Origin of the sequence: Lysinibacillus sp. FJAT-14745, assembly GCF_001275675.1 — a bacterium.
Taxonomy (GTDB): Bacteria; Bacillota; Bacilli; order Bacillales_A; family Planococcaceae; genus Lysinibacillus.
The window spans coordinates 67,679-87,967 of record NZ_LITM01000005.1; the positions used below are offsets into that span (position 1 = coordinate 67,679).

General features: G+C 36.8%; 20 protein-coding genes, 1 pseudogene and 1 riboswitch. Of the genes and pseudogenes, 6 read left to right on the forward strand and 15 right to left on the reverse strand.

Going from position 1 to position 20,289, the window contains the following annotated elements:
* Positions 1-70 precede the first annotated feature (70 nt).
* Positions 71-688: a transcriptional repressor LexA gene (lexA, locus tag AMS59_RS07720; RefSeq protein ID WP_053483178.1), complete on the forward strand. Its 618-nt coding sequence runs from the start codon at positions 71-73 to the stop codon at positions 686-688.
* A 276-nt stretch (positions 689-964) separates the two neighbouring features.
* Here the strand turns inward: lexA and AMS59_RS07725 are convergent, their stop codons facing one another.
* From AMS59_RS07725 to queF, 6 genes are all read right to left on the reverse strand, one after another.
* Entirely contained in the window at positions 965-1,684 is a 720-nt protein-coding gene (locus tag AMS59_RS07725) for a gamma-glutamyl-gamma-aminobutyrate hydrolase family protein (protein WP_053483179.1), read from the reverse strand.
* Between the two features lie 92 nt (positions 1,685-1,776).
* Complete coding sequence (locus AMS59_RS07730) at positions 1,777-2,529, reverse strand: A24 family peptidase (RefSeq protein WP_053483180.1); 753 nt, start codon at positions 2,527-2,529, stop codon at positions 1,777-1,779.
* A 268-nt stretch (positions 2,530-2,797) separates the two neighbouring features.
* On the reverse strand, positions 2,798-4,876 hold the full coding sequence (locus AMS59_RS07735) for a DUF2339 domain-containing protein (protein ID WP_053483181.1): 2,079 nt from the start codon (positions 4,874-4,876) through the stop codon (positions 2,798-2,800).
* Positions 4,877-4,970: 94 nt separating this feature from the next.
* Positions 4,971-5,222 (reverse strand): phage holin, encoded by a 252-nt coding sequence (locus AMS59_RS07740; RefSeq protein ID WP_053483182.1) that lies wholly within the window; start codon positions 5,220-5,222, stop codon positions 4,971-4,973.
* A gap of 673 nt (positions 5,223-5,895) precedes the next feature.
* A complete protein-coding gene (locus AMS59_RS07745) occupies positions 5,896-6,531 on the reverse strand; it encodes a queuosine precursor transporter (protein WP_053483183.1) in 636 nt (211 codons plus the stop codon).
* The gene (queF, locus tag AMS59_RS07750) at positions 6,531-7,031 is read right to left on the reverse strand and encodes a preQ(1) synthase (protein WP_049668571.1); all 501 of its coding nucleotides are present in this window, start codon (positions 7,029-7,031) and stop codon (positions 6,531-6,533) included. The genes AMS59_RS07745 and queF overlap by 1 nt, the downstream gene beginning before the upstream one ends.
* Before the next feature lie 320 nt (positions 7,032-7,351).
* On the opposite strand from queF, the gene AMS59_RS07755 reads away from it, so the two are divergent.
* From AMS59_RS07755 to AMS59_RS24935, 3 genes are read left to right on the forward strand one after another with little or no spacing between them, the layout of a single operon-like run.
* Positions 7,352-7,669, forward strand: coding sequence for a GntR family transcriptional regulator (locus AMS59_RS07755; RefSeq protein WP_369814319.1), 318 nt, complete (start codon positions 7,352-7,354; stop codon positions 7,667-7,669).
* A gap of 3 nt (positions 7,670-7,672) precedes the next feature.
* Positions 7,673-8,539 carry an ABC transporter ATP-binding protein gene (locus tag AMS59_RS07760; RefSeq protein ID WP_053483185.1) on the forward strand — a complete coding sequence of 289 codons (867 nt, stop codon included), beginning with the start codon at positions 7,673-7,675 and terminating at the stop codon, positions 8,537-8,539.
* Positions 8,536-9,216: a hypothetical protein gene (locus AMS59_RS24935; protein WP_156304584.1), complete on the forward strand. Its 681-nt coding sequence runs from the start codon at positions 8,536-8,538 to the stop codon at positions 9,214-9,216. The genes AMS59_RS07760 and AMS59_RS24935 overlap by 4 nt, the downstream gene beginning before the upstream one ends.
* Before the next feature lie 69 nt (positions 9,217-9,285).
* Here AMS59_RS24935 and AMS59_RS07765 read toward each other — a convergent pair whose 3' ends face one another.
* Both AMS59_RS07765 and AMS59_RS07770 read right to left on the reverse strand, forming a co-directional pair.
* Positions 9,286-9,843: a hypothetical protein gene (locus tag AMS59_RS07765; RefSeq protein WP_082337429.1), complete on the reverse strand. Its 558-nt coding sequence runs from the start codon at positions 9,841-9,843 to the stop codon at positions 9,286-9,288.
* Between the two features lie 175 nt (positions 9,844-10,018).
* Complete coding sequence (locus tag AMS59_RS07770; protein WP_053483186.1) at positions 10,019-11,374, reverse strand: YjiH family protein; 1,356 nt, start codon at positions 11,372-11,374, stop codon at positions 10,019-10,021.
* Between the two features lie 710 nt (positions 11,375-12,084).
* Between AMS59_RS07770 and AMS59_RS07775 the strand changes: the two genes are divergently transcribed.
* Complete coding sequence (locus tag AMS59_RS07775) at positions 12,085-12,504, forward strand: CotD family spore coat protein (RefSeq protein ID WP_082337430.1); 420 nt, start codon at positions 12,085-12,087, stop codon at positions 12,502-12,504.
* A gap of 108 nt (positions 12,505-12,612) precedes the next feature.
* Here the strand turns inward: AMS59_RS07775 and AMS59_RS25775 are convergent, their stop codons facing one another.
* From AMS59_RS25775 to AMS59_RS07790, 4 genes are all read right to left on the reverse strand, one after another.
* Positions 12,613-12,783 carry a hypothetical protein gene (locus tag AMS59_RS25775; RefSeq protein ID WP_199777693.1) on the reverse strand — a complete coding sequence of 57 codons (171 nt, stop codon included), beginning with the start codon at positions 12,781-12,783 and terminating at the stop codon, positions 12,613-12,615.
* 417 nt (positions 12,784-13,200) lie between these two features.
* The gene (gene glnA / locus AMS59_RS07780) at positions 13,201-14,535 is read right to left on the reverse strand and encodes a type I glutamate--ammonia ligase (protein ID WP_053483187.1); all 1,335 of its coding nucleotides are present in this window, start codon (positions 14,533-14,535) and stop codon (positions 13,201-13,203) included.
* Positions 14,536-14,617: 82 nt separating this feature from the next.
* Positions 14,618-14,992: a MerR family transcriptional regulator gene (locus tag AMS59_RS07785; RefSeq protein WP_053483188.1), complete on the reverse strand. Its 375-nt coding sequence runs from the start codon at positions 14,990-14,992 to the stop codon at positions 14,618-14,620.
* Between the two features lie 284 nt (positions 14,993-15,276).
* On the reverse strand, positions 15,277-16,527 hold the full coding sequence (locus AMS59_RS07790; protein WP_053483189.1) for a methionine gamma-lyase family protein: 1,251 nt from the start codon (positions 16,525-16,527) through the stop codon (positions 15,277-15,279).
* A 267-nt stretch (positions 16,528-16,794) separates the two neighbouring features.
* Between AMS59_RS07790 and AMS59_RS07795 the strand changes: the two genes are divergently transcribed.
* Complete coding sequence (locus AMS59_RS07795) at positions 16,795-17,400, forward strand: trimeric intracellular cation channel family protein (RefSeq protein WP_053483190.1); 606 nt, start codon at positions 16,795-16,797, stop codon at positions 17,398-17,400.
* Between the two features lie 291 nt (positions 17,401-17,691).
* On the opposite strand, the gene cobT is transcribed toward AMS59_RS07795, so the two are convergent.
* From cobT to AMS59_RS26920, 3 genes and pseudogenes are all read right to left on the reverse strand, one after another.
* Positions 17,692-18,747 carry a nicotinate-nucleotide--dimethylbenzimidazole phosphoribosyltransferase gene (gene cobT / locus AMS59_RS07800; protein WP_053483191.1) on the reverse strand — a complete coding sequence of 352 codons (1,056 nt, stop codon included), beginning with the start codon at positions 18,745-18,747 and terminating at the stop codon, positions 17,692-17,694.
* 113 nt (positions 18,748-18,860) lie between these two features.
* Positions 18,861-19,038: riboswitch (cobalamin riboswitch) on the reverse strand.
* 84 nt (positions 19,039-19,122) lie between these two features.
* A complete protein-coding gene (locus tag AMS59_RS07805; RefSeq protein WP_234007710.1) occupies positions 19,123-19,914 on the reverse strand; it encodes an ABC transporter ATP-binding protein in 792 nt (263 codons plus the stop codon).
* Between the two features lie 57 nt (positions 19,915-19,971).
* Positions 19,972-20,187: pseudogene (locus AMS59_RS26920) on the reverse strand (ABC transporter transmembrane domain-containing protein); the annotation flags it as partial.
* Positions 20,188-20,289 lie beyond the last annotated feature (102 nt).

The window sequence follows — 20,289 nt, forward strand, 5'->3', positions numbered from 1 at the left end:
TTGCTTAAGTGTTCGCATTCTGTTATACTATTAATAAGTAGAATCATTAGAAAAAAAGAGGTGAGCAATCATGAAAAAAGTTTCGAAAAGACAAGAAGCCATATTAGAGTTCATTAAAGAAGAAGTGCGCGCAAAGGGGTATCCACCATCTGTACGTGAGATTGGTGAAGCAGTTGGACTTGCTTCAAGCTCAACCGTTCACGGACATTTATCTCGTTTAGAGCAAAAAGGTTTGATTCGACGCGATCCAACTAAACCACGTGCCATTGAAATTCTAGAGCCAGAGGATTCTATTCAAAAGCAACATGTTATACATGTCCCACTTGTTGGGAAGGTTACTGCAGGTTCTCCGATAACTGCTATTGAAAATATCGATGAATATTTCCCACTACCAGATACTTATGGTACTAGTGAAGATCAATTATTTATGCTAGAAATTATGGGTGAATCAATGATTGAAGCTGGTATTTTAGACGGAGATTTAGTTATTGTTAAACAAAAAGCAACAGCTGATAATGGTGATATTGTCGTAGCAATGACTGAAGAAGATGAAGCTACTGTAAAGCGTTTCTTCAAGGAAAAAAATCATTTCCGTTTACAACCTGAAAACTCAACAATGGAGCCAATTATCGTAGACCAAGTTTCTATTTTGGGGCAAGTTGTAGGTCTTTATCGTCGTGTACATTAAAAGTATCTCAATATTAAAATATAAAAAGAGGATTTTATGTTCACAAAGGAGCATATACCTCTTTTTTCTTATCTTTTGAGTTCCATTTTATACACTAAAAAAGAACCCACTTTCAAATGGATTCTTACACCTAGCAATGTCTTTAGTTAAATTAAAACAGCTCATCCCCATACCGTGGGGTTGATTCCCACAACTTTAGGCAACACCTAACCGAAATTCATCACCCACTTTCACTGATGCTGTCACACCTTCACGTTTAGAAGTGGGAGACTTCTTTCAAGGGAATTTAAATTTCAAACTTGCCTCTACAAATGCATTAAATAATTTCTTTGATACTTCATCTCCTGCGATGGCTAGCTCTTCAGGATGCCATTGTACTGCTAGACAAAATGGTAAATCATCATGCACTACCGCTTCAACGATACCATCACTTGATTTTGCTACCACTTCCAATTTTTCTGCTACTATGTTTATTGCCTGATGATGAAATGAATTCACAGCAATTTTTTCTTCCTCAATAATCGTTTTTAATAGTGTATCAGGTGTTAGATTAACATGATGTGTAGTAACGCCTCGTGCCGCTTGTTGCATGTGCTTTATTAATTTTCGACTATGGTACTCGCTTTCAATATCCTGATAGACTGTGCCTCCAAACGCAACATTCAGTATTTGAAGCCCTCGACAGATTCCGAGAATCGGCATTTTCCGAGTATAGGCTCCGTTAATTAAAGCAAGCTCCGCTGTATCTCTTTCTGGATGAATCTTCCCTAATTTTGGTGTAGGTTCTGCACCAAAGAGGAATGGATGTACATCATAACCACCCGATAGTAACAATCCGTCCGTCAGCGATAAAATTTGCGCAACATCCTTTTCCACTCCAAGCGGAATTATAAGTGGAACACCACCAGCTTCAATTATACTTTTGCTGTAAGCAGCATTTAATCTCGAGGACAAATCATCCTCCGCAAAAGCCGTTATACCTATAATTGGTTTCATCTTATCGCCTCCATGATCTTGATCTTGCATTAACTGCCTGTAAAAGCGTGATTGGTGAAGACTATTAATCATTGAAGAAATCCACTGATTAATTACCAAAATCCGAGATACCAATCCATCAACGCATCCCCATAGAAATAGATAATAATAGCTGCTAGAGCAATAGACGGTCCGAATGGTATAGGTGCTTTCCTTCCCTGCCCGCGTACCTTTAACACAACTAACCCAACAATCATACCAATCACGGCTGCTAAAAATAGCGTCAGAATTGCATGTATTGTGCCGAGTACGAGACCAAGTAAAAAGAACAATTTAATATCGCCTCCACCCATTCCACCTTTTGATAGAACAGCTATACAATATAATATGCCAAAGCCTACGACAGCACCAACTATACTGTCCCACCACGGAGACAAAGGAGATATCACTCGTCCTAAAACAAGTAATGGCAAAAAGAAGAGTAGTATCTTATCTGGAATAAGCATATACACAAAATCCGATACAACAATAATCACTAATAATGAAATTAATAATAGCGCAACGAAAAACTCTACACTAAAGCCTAATTTCCAATATGCAAAAGCAAATAATACGCCAGTAATAAGCTCCATCAGTGGATAAATCCAAGAAATTTTTTGCCCACAGCTACGGCATTTTCCACCTAAAAATACATAAGACAAAACAGGCACCAAATCAAGTGCTGTCAACTGTCTCTTACAAGAAGTGCAATGCGAGGGCGGACGCACAATGGACTCTTTCAAAGGCACACGTAAGCCAACTACATTAAAAAACGAGCCTAGAACGAGCCCCACTATTAAAACTGTAATTGTATAAGCAATTTCCATTTCCATGTCCTCCTATACTAATAGACGCCCATACATTTGAAGTATGCGCGCCAATCAAATTCCAATTTAAATTCATTTCACCTCAGTTTCTGCACTGAAGTTTGATATTGATTTCTATTATAATTTGCTAATTAAGGATAAGGAAAGTCTTTCATTGGAGGCCTTCCTTTGTATTATCAAAAAAATCAACATATAACTTAACAGAACCAAACAATAAAGAGTTATTTAGAGTACCGTATTTGTAATGATACTCTAAATAACCCTTTTTTTATTTCCGCAATAACCTACCTGACAACAGCAACCCAATCCCACCAATCGTGATAAACAGGGCAGCTCGTATTAATAAGTCTAGCGCTGACAAATCAAAGAATATAAGCTTAATAAACGCAATAACTAAGATGATAAAACCTGTTATACGTAATGTTCGTAAGTTGCGCAAGGTGCTAAGCCATAGTGCAATACTCGCTGTTAGGAATAATGTAATCGTTGAGAAGGCAATGCTTAGCTTCCAATCAAGCAAACTGTTGTAGGTAAGCTGGGATATGAGCCCCCAAACAGATATCATTGAAAGCACAACGCCTGCACTTACAATCGGGTCCAAGCGTTTCTCTATTTTCTCTTGATAGATTTGATAAATGCGCCCATTCATCAGTAAATCAATTACAATTGCTACGATAACAGCGATATATACGATTCTCGTTACTATATTTAACCACTCGACACCTTGCATATTGTACGGAATAACTTCAAGCATTAGTGTGAAGAGAATGAAAAATACACTAAGGACCGGCGTTAATGCACGCCCTTTATATTTTGTTGGTACTAAAAGTGATCCCGCGAAAAGTAAAGCGAGGATGATGCACATTAGATGTGGAATATTACCAACACCTGTAAAGTATGTTACATCCAGCTTTCCGGTATAGGCTAAGAAATAACCAGTCGTTATTACTGCTAAAAAATCAATTACATATAGATCCTTCATTAACTTTTCAAATACAGTCAGTGTCTCTTTTGGACGTCTTGCGTATAGATAAATAATCAGGAGATATATTCCTGGCATGATCAAGCTAGCATGATCTATGCTGAAAAGTGGTGTTGGCCCATGAATTATAAAGCTTAACGCGAGTGTAATCATAAATAAAAATGAGCTAACAACCTTCATCAAACTAATTCGTAAACGTAAACTCATCATAACGCCTGCAAAGGTGATGAACGGGATTAGCAAATGATCCACTTTCTCTGGAAAATTCATAACTAATAGCGTATTAAATAGTGTAATAAATGCGAGTGTTACGGCACTATCAAATGCCTCCTGCCATTTTTGCTTATAGCCATAACCCGCTAAAGCTGCAAACAAGCAAACTAATATGAGTAATAGTGCTTCGCTATATTCAATTGGACTAATGATAAAGTTCAAGAGCAATAAACTAAAGGCTCCTAGACTAAATTGGAGTCCGACATGAATATATTTCAGTTTAGACTCTGCATTATATAAACAGCACCAACTCGTGTAAAAAATAGTTAAAACAACTAGGAAACCTATTGCAAAAACAACTCGATTGTCATTGTTCATAAACGCTATAATGCTGACAGCTAGCTCTGAGAAAAAGGTTGCTATATAGAGAGCCAATTTCTGCTTGTGTTGATGAATGACAAATTGCAGCATCGTAAATAGGACAACCACATAGATTAAAATAATTATAGGACTAAAATCCATATATTCTAGTAAATAAGGGAGTAATAATGAGGTAAACGCCACAAATATTGTTAGTACTTCGTTTTTCTTTAAATAGCTAATAGCAATACCGTAGCCGATATAAACAACGGCAATAACAAGTGCCATCGTTAAACCGATGATCTCATACAATATCGCACTAGCGGCTGTTGTTAATATTCCAACAATAAATGCCCCTCCGTACAAAGAAATTGTGATGGCTGAGGATCCTATTTTTTTATGCTCCAACGCATAAGCTATTGCAGCTAAGGCAAGCGATAATGTGTAGGCGAGGATGATTTTAACCTCATTCGATAAATAGCCATAATCACTCACGAGCTTAAGACCCCAAAGCACCCCCATCACTAAAATTACCATAAATAATTTTGGCAGTGCCCACATAATACGCTCTTCCAACGTTCGCTGTGGTTGCATCTTTTTCTCTGGAGCTGTTGTTTTTGGCTTTAGATTTTGCGCTGGTTTTGGCGTAGATTGTTCTATAATGGGTTTTCTAGGGCTCAATGTACTTGTTTTTTCAACAGATTTCTGACGCTTTAAGCCCTCTAATTCCTGCCGTAAATCCATCATTTCCTGCTCGAGCTTAGCAACCCTCCGCTCCATTTCAAGCGACATTCAATCATCCTCCCTGCATTATCAATTTTTTAACATTATAACACATTTATCCTTATTGTAAAATTACACTTTTGATTTATTTTTACACCATTGTTTATCTAGGTCTTCGATACATTAAAGCACGTTCACTATCACTGGTTCCCCGTGTAGTTGGATCTACGACAACCCCTATTAAAACGAAAATTGATAATATAGTATTTAAGATGTGCGTTGCCTGCTCACTCATTGCACTCGTTATGTCATAGCCAAAAATAGTTGCTACTTGCTGTGCGAGTAACAAAATCAACGAAAATAGCGCAAATAAAAATGGTTTATGCTGAAAACGGATCATCCAGTTAATTCTCATAAATACTCACCTCCCCCCTCTCATCCACAGTATATGCTCAGCCGTAACGTGGTACATATGCAAAAATGGAACTATAAACGTGGAATATGAGGGCTTCTTATCAATTATGCCTCGGCATAATTGCGTCCGGAATCGGCTTTGTGCTTAAGCCTGCAAATGTGTTTTGCGCGAAAGCGGAGCGACAGCAGCAGGTGTTTGTACACCCGCTGAAAAAAGTTAAGTAATATTTTTCATTGTGAGAGTTCCATCAACTTCCGTGGAAGAATTATGTGACATCTCTCCCATCGAGTTATTAAAATTTTTAAATCTATATATCAATGTGTTTTTACTAAGATTACTTTACTCATATAAATAGTTAGGGCACATCTTGTTGATGGATGCCTTCAAACACGAGTAAATGTAGGTGATTGAGATGGTGTATGAGTGGAATGTTTTGAGGGTGATAAAAAAAGGCTGGGACAAAAGGATTTTAGCCAATGAAAAAACCGAACTATATCACGAAACGCTCATTCTGTGTTTCGTAATAGTTCGGGTTTCTATTTATATTCTTTGTTAATTTAAAAATTATCCGTCTTTCATAAAGGACAAATTAGTTATGTCCCAGCCTCTCGAAGTGCTCGTTTTGCCGGGGAGCCATGCTTCATTTCATTGATTTTTAACACTTTGAATCATTTCAGTAATGAGATAGTCCAAAGCCTTTACGTTTATCAAATCTTCGCGCCACGAAAACTAGTCCATAAACAAGTGGTGTTGCTACAATAGACGCAAAAAATTTAAACAAATACTGTGTTATAAATAATGTCAATAAAACTTTAATTGGCATTATTCCATAAAAGGCTATCGTAATAAATAATGCCGTATCAATAAGTTGGCTTAACATCGTAGAAGCATTGTTTCGAAGCCAAAGCTTGCTGTCTCCATGCTTTTCCTTAAATTTATTAAATATCACTACATCCAAATTAACACTGACCGCATAGGCTACAAGACTTGCAATAATGACACGCATACTGCCGCCGAGAATTGTCTCAAACTCCTGCTGATGAACAAAGGCTTGTGCAGGTGGTAGTGCAATGGCGATAGCAATAAAGCATGCCGCAAATACTTGTGCTATAAGCCCTGTTCTTACCGTGCGACCACCCGCTTCCTTGCCATATACCTCACAAATTACATCAATAAGAGGATACGTGAAAATAATTAAAATCGCAGCAGCTGGAAGCATCATCCATTCACCTATACTAAACACTTTAACAGCTAAAACATTTGCTAAAATTAAAAAGCCAACAAATAATCCATTTAAATAGTAAAGCATCAGCGATTATCTACCTTTTCAGGATACATATCGTGGTTCATCAAACGATGCTCCGCCATTTTTTCATATTTCGTGCCTGGGCGTCCATAGTTACACCAAGGATCAATGGACAAGCCTCCACGTGGCGTAAACTTGCCCCATACTTCAATATAGCGTGGCTCGATCAGTTTAATTAAATCATTCATGATGATGTTAACACAATCCTCATGGAAGTCCCCGTGATTACGGAAGCTAAATAAATAGAGCTTTAATGATTTACTCTCTACTAGCTTTTTATCCGGAATAAAAGAAATATACATTGTCGCAAAGTCAGGCTGCCCTGTCATTGGACATAGACTCGTGAATTCCGGGCAATTAAATTTCACAAAAAAATCGTTTTTCGTATGCAAATTATCGACTGCTTCAAGTATCTCTGGTGAGTATTCAAATAAATACTTTGTATTTTGGTTGCCAAGGAGTGTTAAATCCTGCAAGCCTTGTTCCTCATTTCTTCCTGCCATAAAAATGCCTCCTCAAGTTGTGAGAAGTTCATTATGCGTGAATCCTAATAAAAAAAAATCGCCATATCCGCATTTTTGGGATATGGCGTAGATGACGTCATCCATAGTTTTTTATAGAGGGTATGCGCTATGAACCTCTTTCTTATTCGCTAGTTATATTAACTTAATGAATGCATTCCGTCAACTAAATTTTTCATAATTTTGCATTGACAAAAATATCCTATCGTTATATGGTTAGTTACATAAGTAATTAACCAGTTAACACAAGGAGGTGGATTGTAATTCACTCTTTAAATAGCGAAAAGCCCATTTTCCAGCAAATACGCGAACGAATAGAGGATGGGATTTTAGATGGACACTTACAACCAGAAGATCGCATTCCATCTACAAATGAGTTTGCAAAAGAATATCAAATTAACCCCGCAACAGCTGGAAAGGGCGTGAACGAATTAGTGGACAAAGGCGTAATTTATAAAAAACGAGGCGTCGGCATGTTTGTTAGTGCTAACGCTCGCGAAATATTAATTGCGGAGCGTAGAGAAAATTTTTTTAATCAACATATAGAGCCATTGAAGAAAGAAGCAATAAGATTAGGTATTTCAGATGTAGAATTACAAAATATGTTACAAAGGGGTTAACGTATGAAAATTGAAGTGAAAAATGTTAGTAAATCATATAGACATAAGGAAGCTTTAAAAAATATCTCTTTTACAATTGAAGGACCTAAAATCATTGGGTTTTTGGGCCATAATGGCGCTGGTAAAACAACATTCTTAAATTTATTATCTGGACTCATTGCAACTACTAACGGGAACATCACTGTCAATGGAGAAAATGTATTTAATGTACCTTTAACTCTACGTGACATTTGTTTTGTTGCTGAGAGTGGAAACTTTCAAGAGGAAATGACCATTGCACAAACATTAAGAGCGAATAGCTTCTTTTATCCAAAATGGGATGAGAATCTTGCAATGGAGCTACTAGAAGTTTTTGCTCTAAATCCAAAAGATAAGGTTCGCAGTTTATCAAAAGGAATGGTGTCTGCGTTAGGTATTATTACAGGTTTTGCAAGTAATGCAGGGATTACGATTTTTGATGAGCCTTATATCGGACTTGATGTAGCTGCTCGAAATACATTTTATGATTTATTGATTGAACAACAAACTGAAAATCCAAGGCTTTTTATTTTGTCTACACATTTAATTGATGAGGCAAGTAAGCTATTTGAAGAAATACTTATTTTACACGAAGGACAAATACTGCTTCAAAAAACAGCGGAAGAATGGTATGAGCATATTGTTGCAGTAAAAGGTAGTGCTTCTGATGTTGAGCAAGTAATACGTGGTCTAGAAGTTATTTATAAACATACATTTATGCAGGAGCTAACTGCAATTGTCTTCGCTGGTGGTCAATCCATTGAAGGACAGAATATTATGCTTGAACGTGTTTCATTACAGGATATGTTGGTGTATTTAAGTAAACAGCAGAAAGCGAGGGCTATTAAATGAATACAGTAAAGGGTAGTTTGTATGTATTATTTCAAAGCTATAAAAAACAAATTATAACTTTTTGGTGCATTTTATTTTCAATCGTCCTATTTTCGCTTTTCATAGATACTTTTTTTGAACTGCATATTTATTCCTTTTCCATCATGATTTCTATACCTGTTTATATCTTTTCCAGTGTCATGGCAGCAAAGTTACTAAATAAAACCTTGTCTTATTTTTTAAGGCTTGGTTTATGTCGCTTGCAATTTATGTTCAATGTGGGGCTCTTTTTCATCTGTTGGAGCTTAGTAGGTGCCTTCATAATTGGTTGTACACAAAAAATAATTACTCTCGTTTCTAGCATATTCATTATTCATCCTATTTTATTTTTTAATAATTCCCCATCATTTTTACAAACGATGGCATTGGATACTGTTTTGCTGCTCTTCTTCCTAACAGCTGGCCTTCTATTGAATGTTGTCTTTTATCGCTTAGGAACTCTTGGTGGTTACAGTTTTATAGGGTTACTCGGCTTAATTCCAATTGTTACAATCATCTTCAAGTGGTATTCTTCTTTGTTTGACCTACTATCAAATATATCTACCTTTACTCTTTTAAGTAGTGTATTAGTTTTCAGTGTATTACTCTATTCAATCATAACAATGGCGATTCGAAATGCTTCGGTCAACCCAGCATAATGGCTATTCGGAATACTTTCAAAAAGAAAATGATGCCAAGTCCACATTAAAGGTCTTGGCATTTTTTTATTATCCATGTTCATCCTCTTGCGTTGTATAGTCAATGGAATTGGCAATGTCGACTAAAACTTCAGGTGTCACCTTATTTGAAACTCTCTTGTCAATCCATAGCATATATTGCCAATCTTCTCTTTCAAAAGCAAGTACATTGAAACCTGATATTTCCATATAAACTGAAGTCGTTCCGTTTTTCAATTCGAATGTCTTTACTATACTTTCCTTTTTAGATGGATACTTAAACTGAATAGGTCGAACCGTTATTTTATAATGATGCTCAGGAAGTTGATTATTAATAAATGTAATTTCAAAAAAATCGTTCATGTCACCATCAAGATTATTAAACCGACCAAAATGATGTGTAAAACTAATAGGCGGTACTCGAAGTGGTAGCTTTAGTCCTTGATGAAAGTGCCTTTCAAAATCGGAGGCAGCTGCTTCAACCGTTTTATAGCCTATTTCAGGATAAATTTCTTCATAAGGACTGAGCGAATCATTTATATAGGCATCACTTGGTTGAGAAAATAACAAATAACAGGAACTTAAGCAGAGAGAAAAAATTCTGTCCATTTTATCACCTCAGTATCACTTTAAGTGTAGTTTTTCCCAACTCAATGAATTTATGTATCATCTTTTCATCATAAAGAAAGTCAATTTCGATGGATATTCTCCTCTAACATGCAGATTTAAATAAAGAAAAAAGCAATTGTCCGCGTTAGTAAATTCGAACAATTGCCTTTTTAGGCTAAAAGAGTATATGGGCAACTAATGCTGCGATTGGTAATGAAATAATCGTACGCATTAAGAAAATAACGACTAGATCTAAAAATTTCAGTGGAATTTTTGTACCTAAAATAAGACCACCGACTTCAGACATATAAATAAGCTGTGTCACAGAAACGACAGCAATTACAAATCGCGTAGTGTCAGCTTCAATTCCTGCTCCTAAAATTGATGGTAGAAACATGTCAGCAAAGCCAACAACCATCGTTCGCGCTGCCTCAGCTGCTTCTGGTAAACCAAGTACTGTTAAAATAGGTTCAAACGGCTTTCCTAAAAGTGCAAAAACATTAGTGAATTCAGCAAGCATTAAAGCAACCGTACCAAATGCCATAACAACCGGTGCTACACCAACCCATAAATCCAAAACATTTCTAATTCCATCTTTCAAAAATTGACGTGGGTCACGATTTGCATGCGCAACGGCTAAAGCATTTTCTAAGCCATGTGACACAGAATTATAACCTTCTGGTAATTCCTCACGTGATAAATCTACAGGTGTACCATCGATATAAGTATCTTCTTTGTTAGCAAGTGGAAAAATTCGTGGCATAATTACCGCTAACACAAGACCACAAAGGACAACCGTTAAATAATATGGAATAAAATAGCGTGACAAATGCACTGTATCTAATACTACGATACAGAATGTGATGGATACTACGGAAAAGCTCGTTGCAATAATGGCAGACTCTTTTTTCGTGTAGTTTCCCATTTCATATTGCTTACTCGTCATAAGAACACCAATTGTTCCATCACCAACCCACGATGTAAGTGCATCAACCGATGAACGACCAGGGCTTTTAAAAAGAGGACGCATGATTTTTACCATCATCGTTCCGAAAAATTCAAGCAAGCCGAAGTTTGTTAAAAATGGTAATAGTAGGCCTGCAAATAAGAAAATTGTAAATAAAAATGTTACTAAACCACCGTCTGGGTTCATTAATAATCCACCAGTATTTTCATTATTAACTGCCGATGGTCCAAAATCAAAGACTACCATAGAGGCAAATACTAAACCGATGACTCTTATAATTGTCCAAAACCAATTTACATAAAATAATGTATCTAAAATACTAGGCTCTTTTCTATTATTTCGCGGAATAAATTTGGCAATGAGTGAACCAATTGCCGAAATCGCAAACATGATTATAGTAAAATAACTAATAACCGGAGCAACAAAACTAGCTAGTAAATTTGCTGAAATAGCAATCGGAACTTTCCATCCATCTTCCGTTAAGACTGGTGTCATGAATAACAGAACACCAATAAGAGACGGAATTATGAAGAAAAAGTATGTAGAAGTAGGATATTTTTTCATAATTTAAAGCCTCATTTCTCTAGGTTTTTCGAAGTTTTATACATCAAGCTTGTTAGTTATGTCCTTTTAAACCGCCAAGAAATGTATATTTGTAACTTTAATCAGTGGGAATTTCTTTATTCCTCACTAAACATTAGTCTTTACCAATCAAGCATTTACGAGCAGTTAATCTCCCACCTTAACTCTTTACTTTCTCTGAATTTCGAGGCGGGGGTCCTGTACCTGATACTTCGCTTTCGATACAGATAAATTACTGTCCGTTAATGCGAGAAAAATGGAATACGGATAATATAAAAAAGCATCCCTCTAAAAGTAATAAAGGAATGCCCAAACACTACTTTTTTATAATTAACATCCGCAATGCAAAATTTCTATTCATTAAGTCAAATCTATAAAAATATCGTAAACCCAACAACACAACGATTAATTCTACAACAAAATGAATTTTTATTCAATCCCCAAAAATTTGTTATTGTTATAATTCTCTTCTAATTATCCGCACTTCTTCTTTGTATCATTACCATTCAGCAAAGCTCAAATTTACTTTGTCTGAAAGAAGTTAAAGATTGGTGAAACCCTCCATTAATCATACCTGTTTTGATTGCCTAAGAGATTTAACCAGCCCTTAATAGGCATACAAATAGACCACACTGTCTTTCATCTCATATGTTAATTATGAACCACAACTTATCAAAACAGGAGGTTTTACCATGCATAGACGTATGCATCATCATCACCATGCAAAAGGTCCACATTGTTGTCCGCCACAAGCGTGCCCAACTCAATTTGATCCACCTCATTTTTTACCGTCAGAGGAATTTGTTCGCACTAATTACATCCATACGGTCGTACCTCATGTACAACCAGCACATATTACAACAGTTAACAAACATATAATTGATCATCAATATCATTTCCCTTGCACTGAATGTGTAGTGGATGAATGTTGCGAGACTCATACACTTTGCGAGATGCCACCTGAGCCTTGTCATATGCCACATCATCATATGGGACATCATCACCATCACATGGGCCATCATCATATGGGTCATCACATGGGACATCATATGTGCCATCATATGGATCATCATATGGGCCATCATATGGGCCATCATCATATGGGCTATTAATAGAAGAAAGCGATGGGGTTTGTCTTCCCTATCGCTTTCTTACTATTTAGTGTAGATTAGAATCTCGTCATTCATCCATTCTTGAATTAATACAAAGTTATGAATTTATTACCCCCTGCTAAACATTGTTACTACACATGCGCCGCCAAGTCCAAGGTTATGCTGAAGGGCAATTCTAGCTTGTTCAACATGACAATTTCCTGCTTCTCCACGTAAATGCCATACTAATTCTGTACATTGTGCCAAGCCGGTTGCTCCTATAGGATGTCCTTTTGACATTAAACCACCTGATAGATTTCCACATATTTTCCTCCATACGTATTGTCTCCATCATTGATGAATAAGAATTTTCATAGTTTTATTGACATTATGTTTTTTAGCAAATCGGTCGCTACATACGATTACCGCTGCTGCTCCACATGTCGGTGGACACGCCATAAATCGTGTCAAACCTGGTTAACAACAGGTGCATTCACGACCTCTTCTAATTGAAGCTTATTTGAGAATAAAGAATAGGGATTGTTTATAGCATGTTGTCTAGATTTCACAGCTACTTTCCAAAAAATATCAGATTTTGCACCATATTTTTTAAGATATTCTAATCCAGCAGCTCCAAATACTTTTAATGCATTAGGCCCATTCGGTATTAGGTGCGCATAAAAAAGCGTTGGAGCCTCACAGCTCCAACGCTTTTAATTAGTACATTTTTAAATATTGATCGCGTTCCCATTGGTGTACTGTTGTACGGTACATGTCGAACTCGATTTCTTTTGCTTCTTTAAAGTTTGCATAGATATGCTCACCTAAAGCTGCTTGCGCTACTTCGTCTTGAGCAAGTAATGCTAAAGCATCGTCAAGTGCTGCTGGTAAGTTTGCGATACCATTCGCTTTACGCTCTTCGTCAGACATCACGTAGATGTTACGGTTAATAGCAGCTGGTGGTGTTAAGTTGCTGCGAATACCTTCAAGACCAGCTTCTAAAATAACAGCCATTGCTAAATATGGATTAGCAGATGGGTCCACTGAACGTACTTCTACACGAGTTGAAAGACCACGTGCTGATGGGATACGAATAAGTGGTGAACGGTTTTGAGCGGACCATGCTACATAACATGGTGCTTCATAACCAGGTACAAGACGTTTATAAGAGTTAACTGTTGGGTTTGTCACAGCTGTGAAGCCTTGAACGTGAGCAAGGACACCTGCCATGAATTGCATTGCTGTTTCTGAAAGACCTAGTTCAGTAGACTCATCGTAGAATGAATTCTCTTTACCTTTAAATAATGAAACGTTGAAGTGCATACCAGAGCCAGCTTCACCGAATAATGGTTTTGGCATAAATGTAGCATGTAAACCGTGTTTACGAGCAATTGTTTTAACAACTAATTTAAACGTTTGGATATTGTCACAAGCTGTAATTGCATCTGCATATTTAAAGTCAATTTCGTGTTGTCCTGGAGCTACTTCATGGTGAGATGCTTCAATTTCGAAGCCCATTTCTTCTAGCTCTAATACGATATCACGACGGCAGTTTTCGCCAAGATCAGTTGGCGCTAAGTCGAAGTAACCACCGTGGTCATTTACTTCTAGTGTTGGTTCACCTTTTGCATCTAATTTAAATAAGAAGAATTCTGGCTCAGGCCCTAAATTGAAGCTTGTGAAGCCCATGTCTTCCATTTTCTTAAGGATACGTTTTAAGTTGTTTCGTGGGTCACCAGCAAATGGCTCGCCTTTAGCAGTGTATACATCACAGATGAAACGTGCTACTTTCCCTTTTTCAGAAGTCCAAGGGAACACTACGAAAGTATCTAAGTCAGGATGTAAATACATATCTGATTCTTCGATACGTACGAAGCCCTCAATAGATGAGCCATCAAACATCATTTTGTTTTCTAGAGCTTTGTCTAATTGACTTACAGGAATCTCAACATTTTTGATTGTGCCAAGAATATCCGTAAATTGTAGACGTATAAAGCTTACGTTTTTTTCCTCGATTAGACGTTTAATGTCCTCTTTTGTGTATTTACCCACAGTTTTCCACACTCCTATAAATTGTCTAGCTTTTATTATTACCCTACCCTATTAATAAAATAATTAATGATGTTGCCTTTTATTAATAGAATCGAGATAAATCCCCTTGTCGGATGGATGATTTTTGCATGCGCTGTGCTTGACGCATTTCTTCACGCATGATGCGACGTAATTCTGAGTCACTTAAATTTGGTTCTTCTGTTGCAACAGCGTCTTTCTTTTTAGCGAATAGTTTTTTAATCTTCGCCATATTCATACCCTGTTCCAAGTAATCTTTAATTTCAAGCAGTGTGTCGACGTCATTTAACGAAAACATTCGACGGTTGCCTTCTGTTCGGTGCGGCTCAATTAAATGGTGTTCTTCATAATAACGAATCTGACGTGCCGAAAGCTCGGTCAATTGCATTACGATATTCATAGATAATAACGGCATAGTTCGTCTAATTTCACGACTCATTTAAGTCCCCTCCAATACCTGCTAATAATATAACGAAAAATTTACACTGTCAACTATCCATGTAAGCTTTCCTAACATGGATTTAAATAATATTTTTGAAATGACGAAAAATTGTAAAAAACTAAGCTTTTTATCTTAACGTGGGGTTGATTTCCATTCCGACTTGGCGCTTTTCCGGGGGCGTCCGATGTTACATTTCTACGTGTTAGCAAATGATATCTTCAACTTTTTATCCAAAAATAAAAAACTATTCAAAACGGAAATTTGAATAGTTTTTTCGCTATCTATTTTTGGATTTTTTGAACAGCACTACAAATTGCAAATTTTACGTGCTCATATGTTAACCCACCTTGAATAAATGCTGTAAATGGCGGACGAATAGGACCGTCTGCTGTCAGCTCAATACTGGAACCTTGAATAAATGTTCCAGCTGCCATGATGACATCATCCTCATAGCCAGGCATATACGCTGGCTCAGGTGCATAATGCGCATTAATTGGTGAGTTCGCTTGAATTTCACGGCAAAAAGCAATCATTTGTTCCGCGGTTTGGAAAGAAACCGATTGAATTAAATCCGTACGATTAACATCATACCTTGGTGATGTATTCATGCCAATTTCCCCTAGCATAGCAGCTGTGAAAATGGCACCTTTTAATGCTTGAGATACAACATGAGGTGCTAGGAAAAATCCTTGATAGAAGTCACCAAGCGTATTTAATGTTGCTCCTGCTTCCGCACCAATACCTGGTGATGTCATACGATAAGCACATTTTTCTACTAAATCTGCACGCCCCGCAATATAACCACCAATTTTCGCCAAGCCCCCACCAGGATTTTTAATAAGCGAGCCTGCCATTAAATCAGCTCCAATCTCTGTCGGTTCCTGTGCCTCAACAAATTCACCGTAGCAATTATCAACGAAAATAACTGCATCTGGTGCTAATTCACGGATTTTCGCACACATTTCTGTAATTTGTGAAATGGTAAAGGATGGGCGTGTTGCATAGCCCTTCGAACGTTGTATAGCAATCATTTTTGTGTTTGGTGTAATGGCAGCTGCAACACCTTCCCAATCGATCGCTTGATTATCGATTAAATCCACATGGCTATAACCGATTTTATAATCTTTTAACGAGCCAGTATCCTTATCGCCACCATCAACTATTGATTGCAATGTATCGTACGGCTGACCTGAAATATAAAGTAATTCATCACCAGGACGAAGCACGCCGAATAAGCTAAGTGTGATTGCATGTGTACCAGAAATAATTTGCGGACGTACAATGGCAGCCTCCGCTCCAAAGACCTCTGCATAAACACGTTCTAGATTGTCACGCCCCTCATCATCATAGCCATAACCATTAGACGGGTGCAGATGATAGTCACTTACTTGATGCTTTCGGAACGCAGCAAGCACTTTTTGTTGATTGAAGAACGCCATGTCTTCTACCTTTGCATGAAAAGGGCGTACCTTTTCTTCTATTTTAGCAGCTAACGCTAGTGTTTCTTCTGTTAAATTGGTTGTAAAAGTCATTATATTCTTCTCCATTTCACATTTGTTCAAATCTTATCTTAACAATTTGTGAGCTTGCCTGCAAAAATTGCATTAGGCGCTAAACTTAATTCGAACTATATCTATTTAATTCTGCTATAATAAGATATTTGATAACTGATAATTCCAAATCGCAAGTCGATGCTTTACTATGCAAAAACTTTTAGATACAAAAAGGAGACTTTAATGTTTTCTAGTATGCAATCTACAACAACATGAAATGATTTATTCACATAAGGGGTGACAGGGTTGGCTTGGGAGTTTTTTAGTATCATTGGAACAATTGCCTTCGCTATTTCCGGGGCAATAATTGCAATGGAGGAAGAATATGATTTATTCGGTGTCTATATACTCGGTATCGTAACTGCTTTCGGTGGTGGAGCTATACGAAATCTACTCATAGGTTTACCTGTAACAACACTGTGGGGACAGGATATGATGTTCCAAATTGCCATTGCAGCCATTACAATTTTTTTCATATTTCCACATCGACTCATTCAGCATTGGCATCGCTGGGGCAATTTCACTGATGCTATTGGATTATCGGCATTTGCGATTCAAGGTGCCCTTTATGCTGTGAAGCTCGATATGCCTATTAGTGCAGTTATTGTAGCCGCTGTCTTAACAGGGTCAGGCGGTGGAATTGTTCGCGATTTATTAGCTAGACGACAACCATTAGTCCTCCGTGATGAAGTCTATGGTGTTTGGGCAGCTCTAGCCGGGCTTATCGTCGGACTTCAACTATTTTCAGGGGATCTCTTTTTATATGTATTATTTGGTGTGATCACAGTACTAAGAATACTTTCCTATATGAAGAAATGGCGTTTACCGTTACGGAAGTTGAATCGAGCATAGCTATACAGTTGCATAATAACAAGGGGCTGGAACATAACTAAATGGTTCCTTCATAAAGCCGAATAATCTCTAAATTAACAAAACACGATAAATAGAAAAACCGAACTATTCCGAAACACTTCATGAGAGTTTCATTGGATAGTTCAGTATTTTTGTTGGCTGAAACACATTTGTTCCAGCCTCTTGTTTTAAATATTTTTTCTTAAAATGTTCAATCCGCTTATCGGAATCTCCAAATTTCACTAACATCCTTGCTTTTTTGCAGTGCGCACCTAATAAAATGGTAATAAATCACATTTTCAATAGCACCATAGCTTCTTCTAAAGTAGTCATGTTTTTCATCATAGAGCAAGCTGCGTCCAAAATAGGAAAGGCTAAAGCTGCACCAGATCCCTCTCCTAATCGCATATTCATTTGTAGCATCGGTTCAATTCCGAGCATTTCAGCAGCAATTTTTGCACCTGGCTCTTCAGAGGCATGAGAAGGAATGATATAGTCTTTGACGTTTGGCTCAAGTTCGTACGCTATAAGAGCAGCAATCGTAGAAATAAAGCCATCAATTACAACAGGTTTACGATGTGCGGCGCCAGCAAGTATTACCCCAGCCATCGCACCTATTTCTAATCCTCCGACTTTTGCAAGAATATCTATAGCATCATGACGATTTGGTTTGTTTAATGCAATAGCATTGTGAATGACCTCCACTTTATGTGCAAGACCTCCTGGTCCAACACCTGCACCGAAGCCTGTCACTTCATTCGGATGACATTCGCGAAGAACCGATAATATAGCGGCACTCGGTGTTGTATTACCGATGCCCATTTCACCTGTCCCGAGTACATTGATTCCTTTTTTGATTTCTTCTGTAGCTACCTCAATTCCTACTTCAATTGATTGGATAGCTTCTTCCCTTGACATAGCAGGACCTTTTGCCATATTGTCCGTTCCATATTTAATTTTTTTTAGGATAACACCAGCATCATGCGGAATATCTTCTTTTACGCCAACGTCTACAGTGACAATTTTTGCATTTGTTATTTTCGCTACAGCACAGACACCAGTTCCGCCTCTAGGAAAATTTAATGTTTGAAAGACCGTCACATTTTGTGGATTCGATGTCACCCCTTCATCACAAACACCATGATCTGCTGCACAGACAATTATCGCTTTATGATCAATCGAAGGAAATAGTTCTCCTGTAATTCCTGATAGTTGCACAGCAAGGGTCTCCAGTTTCCCCAAGCTTCTAGGAGGCTTGCAAAGTGCATCTATGCGTTCTCTAGCCTCCTCCATCATTTTGTTGTCAGCACTTTGAATGTTTTGAATCGTCTGTTGTAATAATTGCATGAAAATTTCCCCTTTCTTTTTTGCCCTTGTTACTCGAAGAATGCTTTAGAGAAAAAAATAAAAAGCCTGTAGTTTATTCCATAACAAATAAACTACAGACTTTTCCATCGTCTATATAACCGAAGCAGATAGGCAGGTCTCCTGGCTCAATTTCAACATTTCATAGAACCTTCCCAGCACAATACTAGTGGCATTCTCTATGAAACTCCCTTTTACAGTGGTGGGACCGCTAAAGCTTTTCACTTTATTCCCTATTCTCCCGCAATGGGCACCTAATGCTTTTATGCAATTACTTTAAATCTACTTTATTATTTTTTTAGTGTCAATAGCTTAAATCTCAGTCTTTGTACATGGTAAAAATGTGATTTCAATAAATCAAGAAGTAGAAACGAAAAAAGATTTGCTTTCTTTCACTTGATTTTTATCAACTTCAAAAATTTTATCAGCTTCTTTTATTAAAACTGGATTATGTGTAACCAATATAATAGTCTTTTGCTTTTCCTTATTTAAATATTTTAGTAATACTTCAATATTCACCTGATTTTCCTTATCAAGTGCAGCAGTGATCTCGTCGAACAAGTAAATATCAGCATCTCTTAGAAGAGATCTTGCTATAGAAAGTCTTTGTTGTTGTCCAGTCGATAATTCAAGTCCATTATACCCTATTACAGTTTCAATACTATCTTCTAAAGTTTCTATAAATGAATAAATATTAACCATTTCACAAATTCTAATTAATTCATCATCAGTTGCATTTGGTTTTCCTAATAACAAATTTTCTTTAATGGTTCCCGTCATGATAAAATGTTCTTGTGATACCAGACAGACCTTTTTTTTATAAATATCATTAGGAATGTGTCTAATATTTGTATCAGAAATAAATATGTCTCCCTGATAGCCAACGTATAAACCGGATAGTATGTTTAACAATGTTGTTTTTCCTGATCCACTTGTCCCTTTTATAAGTACTATTTTCCTCAAAGGTATTCGAAAATTTACGTTTTCTAGGACCGAAGAAGATGTTTCGGAATGCGAAAAGCTGACATCTCTAAATATAATTTCACCCTGTTTCGAAAAATACATTGGATCAAGATTGATAGATACTTCCGAATTTCCTATGTTTTCTTTAGGATCTTCTAATAAATTTTTCACTCTATTTACTGACACGATCGCTTCTTGGAAAAATGTATTTAATTGCGAAAACCTTAGAAATGATTGACTGAAATTATTCGCATAAGTCGTGAATGCTATTAAAATCCCAATAGTTAGACTTCCTGTATAAATAAAATATATACCTAAAATAAGAATTACCAAATAACTAGTATAATTTATTAATTCTATAATTGATCCAGACTTTATACTTAAGCGCATTTTTTTAAGAGAATTTTTATATAATATGGTATTCTTCTGTTGATATTTATTTATTCCTTCAATCTCAATATTAAATAATTTATATAATTTAAAACACTAGCGTCGCATTAAAATAATTCCACGCTAATATTTAAACTGAATTTTCTGTAATATATTCCAGGCACGAAAAAA

Bases quoted from the DNA above. Each gene is read 5' to 3' on its own strand.
- AMS59_RS07765 (WP_082337429.1), bottom strand. From the start codon at position 9,843: ATGGACAGAATTTTTTCTCTCTGCTTAAGTTCCTGTTATTTGTTATTT.
- lexA (WP_053483178.1), top strand. From the start codon at position 71: ATGAAAAAAGTTTCGAAAAGACAAGAAGCCATATTAGAGTTCATTAAA.
- cobT (WP_053483191.1), bottom strand. From the start codon at position 18,747: ATGCAATTATTACAACAGACGATTCAAAACATTCAAAGTGCTGACAAC.
- AMS59_RS07745 (WP_053483183.1), bottom strand. From the start codon at position 6,531: ATGCTTTACTATTTAAATGGATTATTTGTTGGCTTTTTAATTTTAGCA.
- AMS59_RS07770 (WP_053483186.1), bottom strand. From the start codon at position 11,374: ATGAAAAAATATCCTACTTCTACATACTTTTTCTTCATAATTCCGTCT.
- AMS59_RS07725 (WP_053483179.1), bottom strand. From the start codon at position 1,684: ATGAAACCAATTATAGGTATAACGGCTTTTGCGGAGGATGATTTGTCC.
- AMS59_RS07735 (WP_053483181.1), bottom strand. From the start codon at position 4,876: ATGTCGCTTGAAATGGAGCGGAGGGTTGCTAAGCTCGAGCAGGAAATG.
- queF (WP_049668571.1), bottom strand. From the start codon at position 7,031: ATGGCAGGAAGAAATGAGGAACAAGGCTTGCAGGATTTAACACTCCTT.
- AMS59_RS07775 (WP_082337430.1), top strand. From the start codon at position 12,085: ATGCATAGACGTATGCATCATCATCACCATGCAAAAGGTCCACATTGT.
- AMS59_RS07760 (WP_053483185.1), top strand. From the start codon at position 7,673: ATGAAAATTGAAGTGAAAAATGTTAGTAAATCATATAGACATAAGGAA.
- AMS59_RS24935 (WP_156304584.1), top strand. From the start codon at position 8,536: ATGAATACAGTAAAGGGTAGTTTGTATGTATTATTTCAAAGCTATAAA.
- AMS59_RS07730 (WP_053483180.1), bottom strand. From the start codon at position 2,529: ATGGAAATTGCTTATACAATTACAGTTTTAATAGTGGGGCTCGTTCTA.
- AMS59_RS07790 (WP_053483189.1), bottom strand. From the start codon at position 16,527: ATGACTTTTACAACCAATTTAACAGAAGAAACACTAGCGTTAGCTGCT.
- AMS59_RS25775 (WP_199777693.1), bottom strand. From the start codon at position 12,783: ATGTCAAAAGGACATCCTATAGGAGCAACCGGCTTGGCACAATGTACA.
- AMS59_RS07785 (WP_053483188.1), bottom strand. From the start codon at position 14,992: ATGAGTCGTGAAATTAGACGAACTATGCCGTTATTATCTATGAATATC.
- AMS59_RS07740 (WP_053483182.1), bottom strand. From the start codon at position 5,222: ATGAGAATTAACTGGATGATCCGTTTTCAGCATAAACCATTTTTATTT.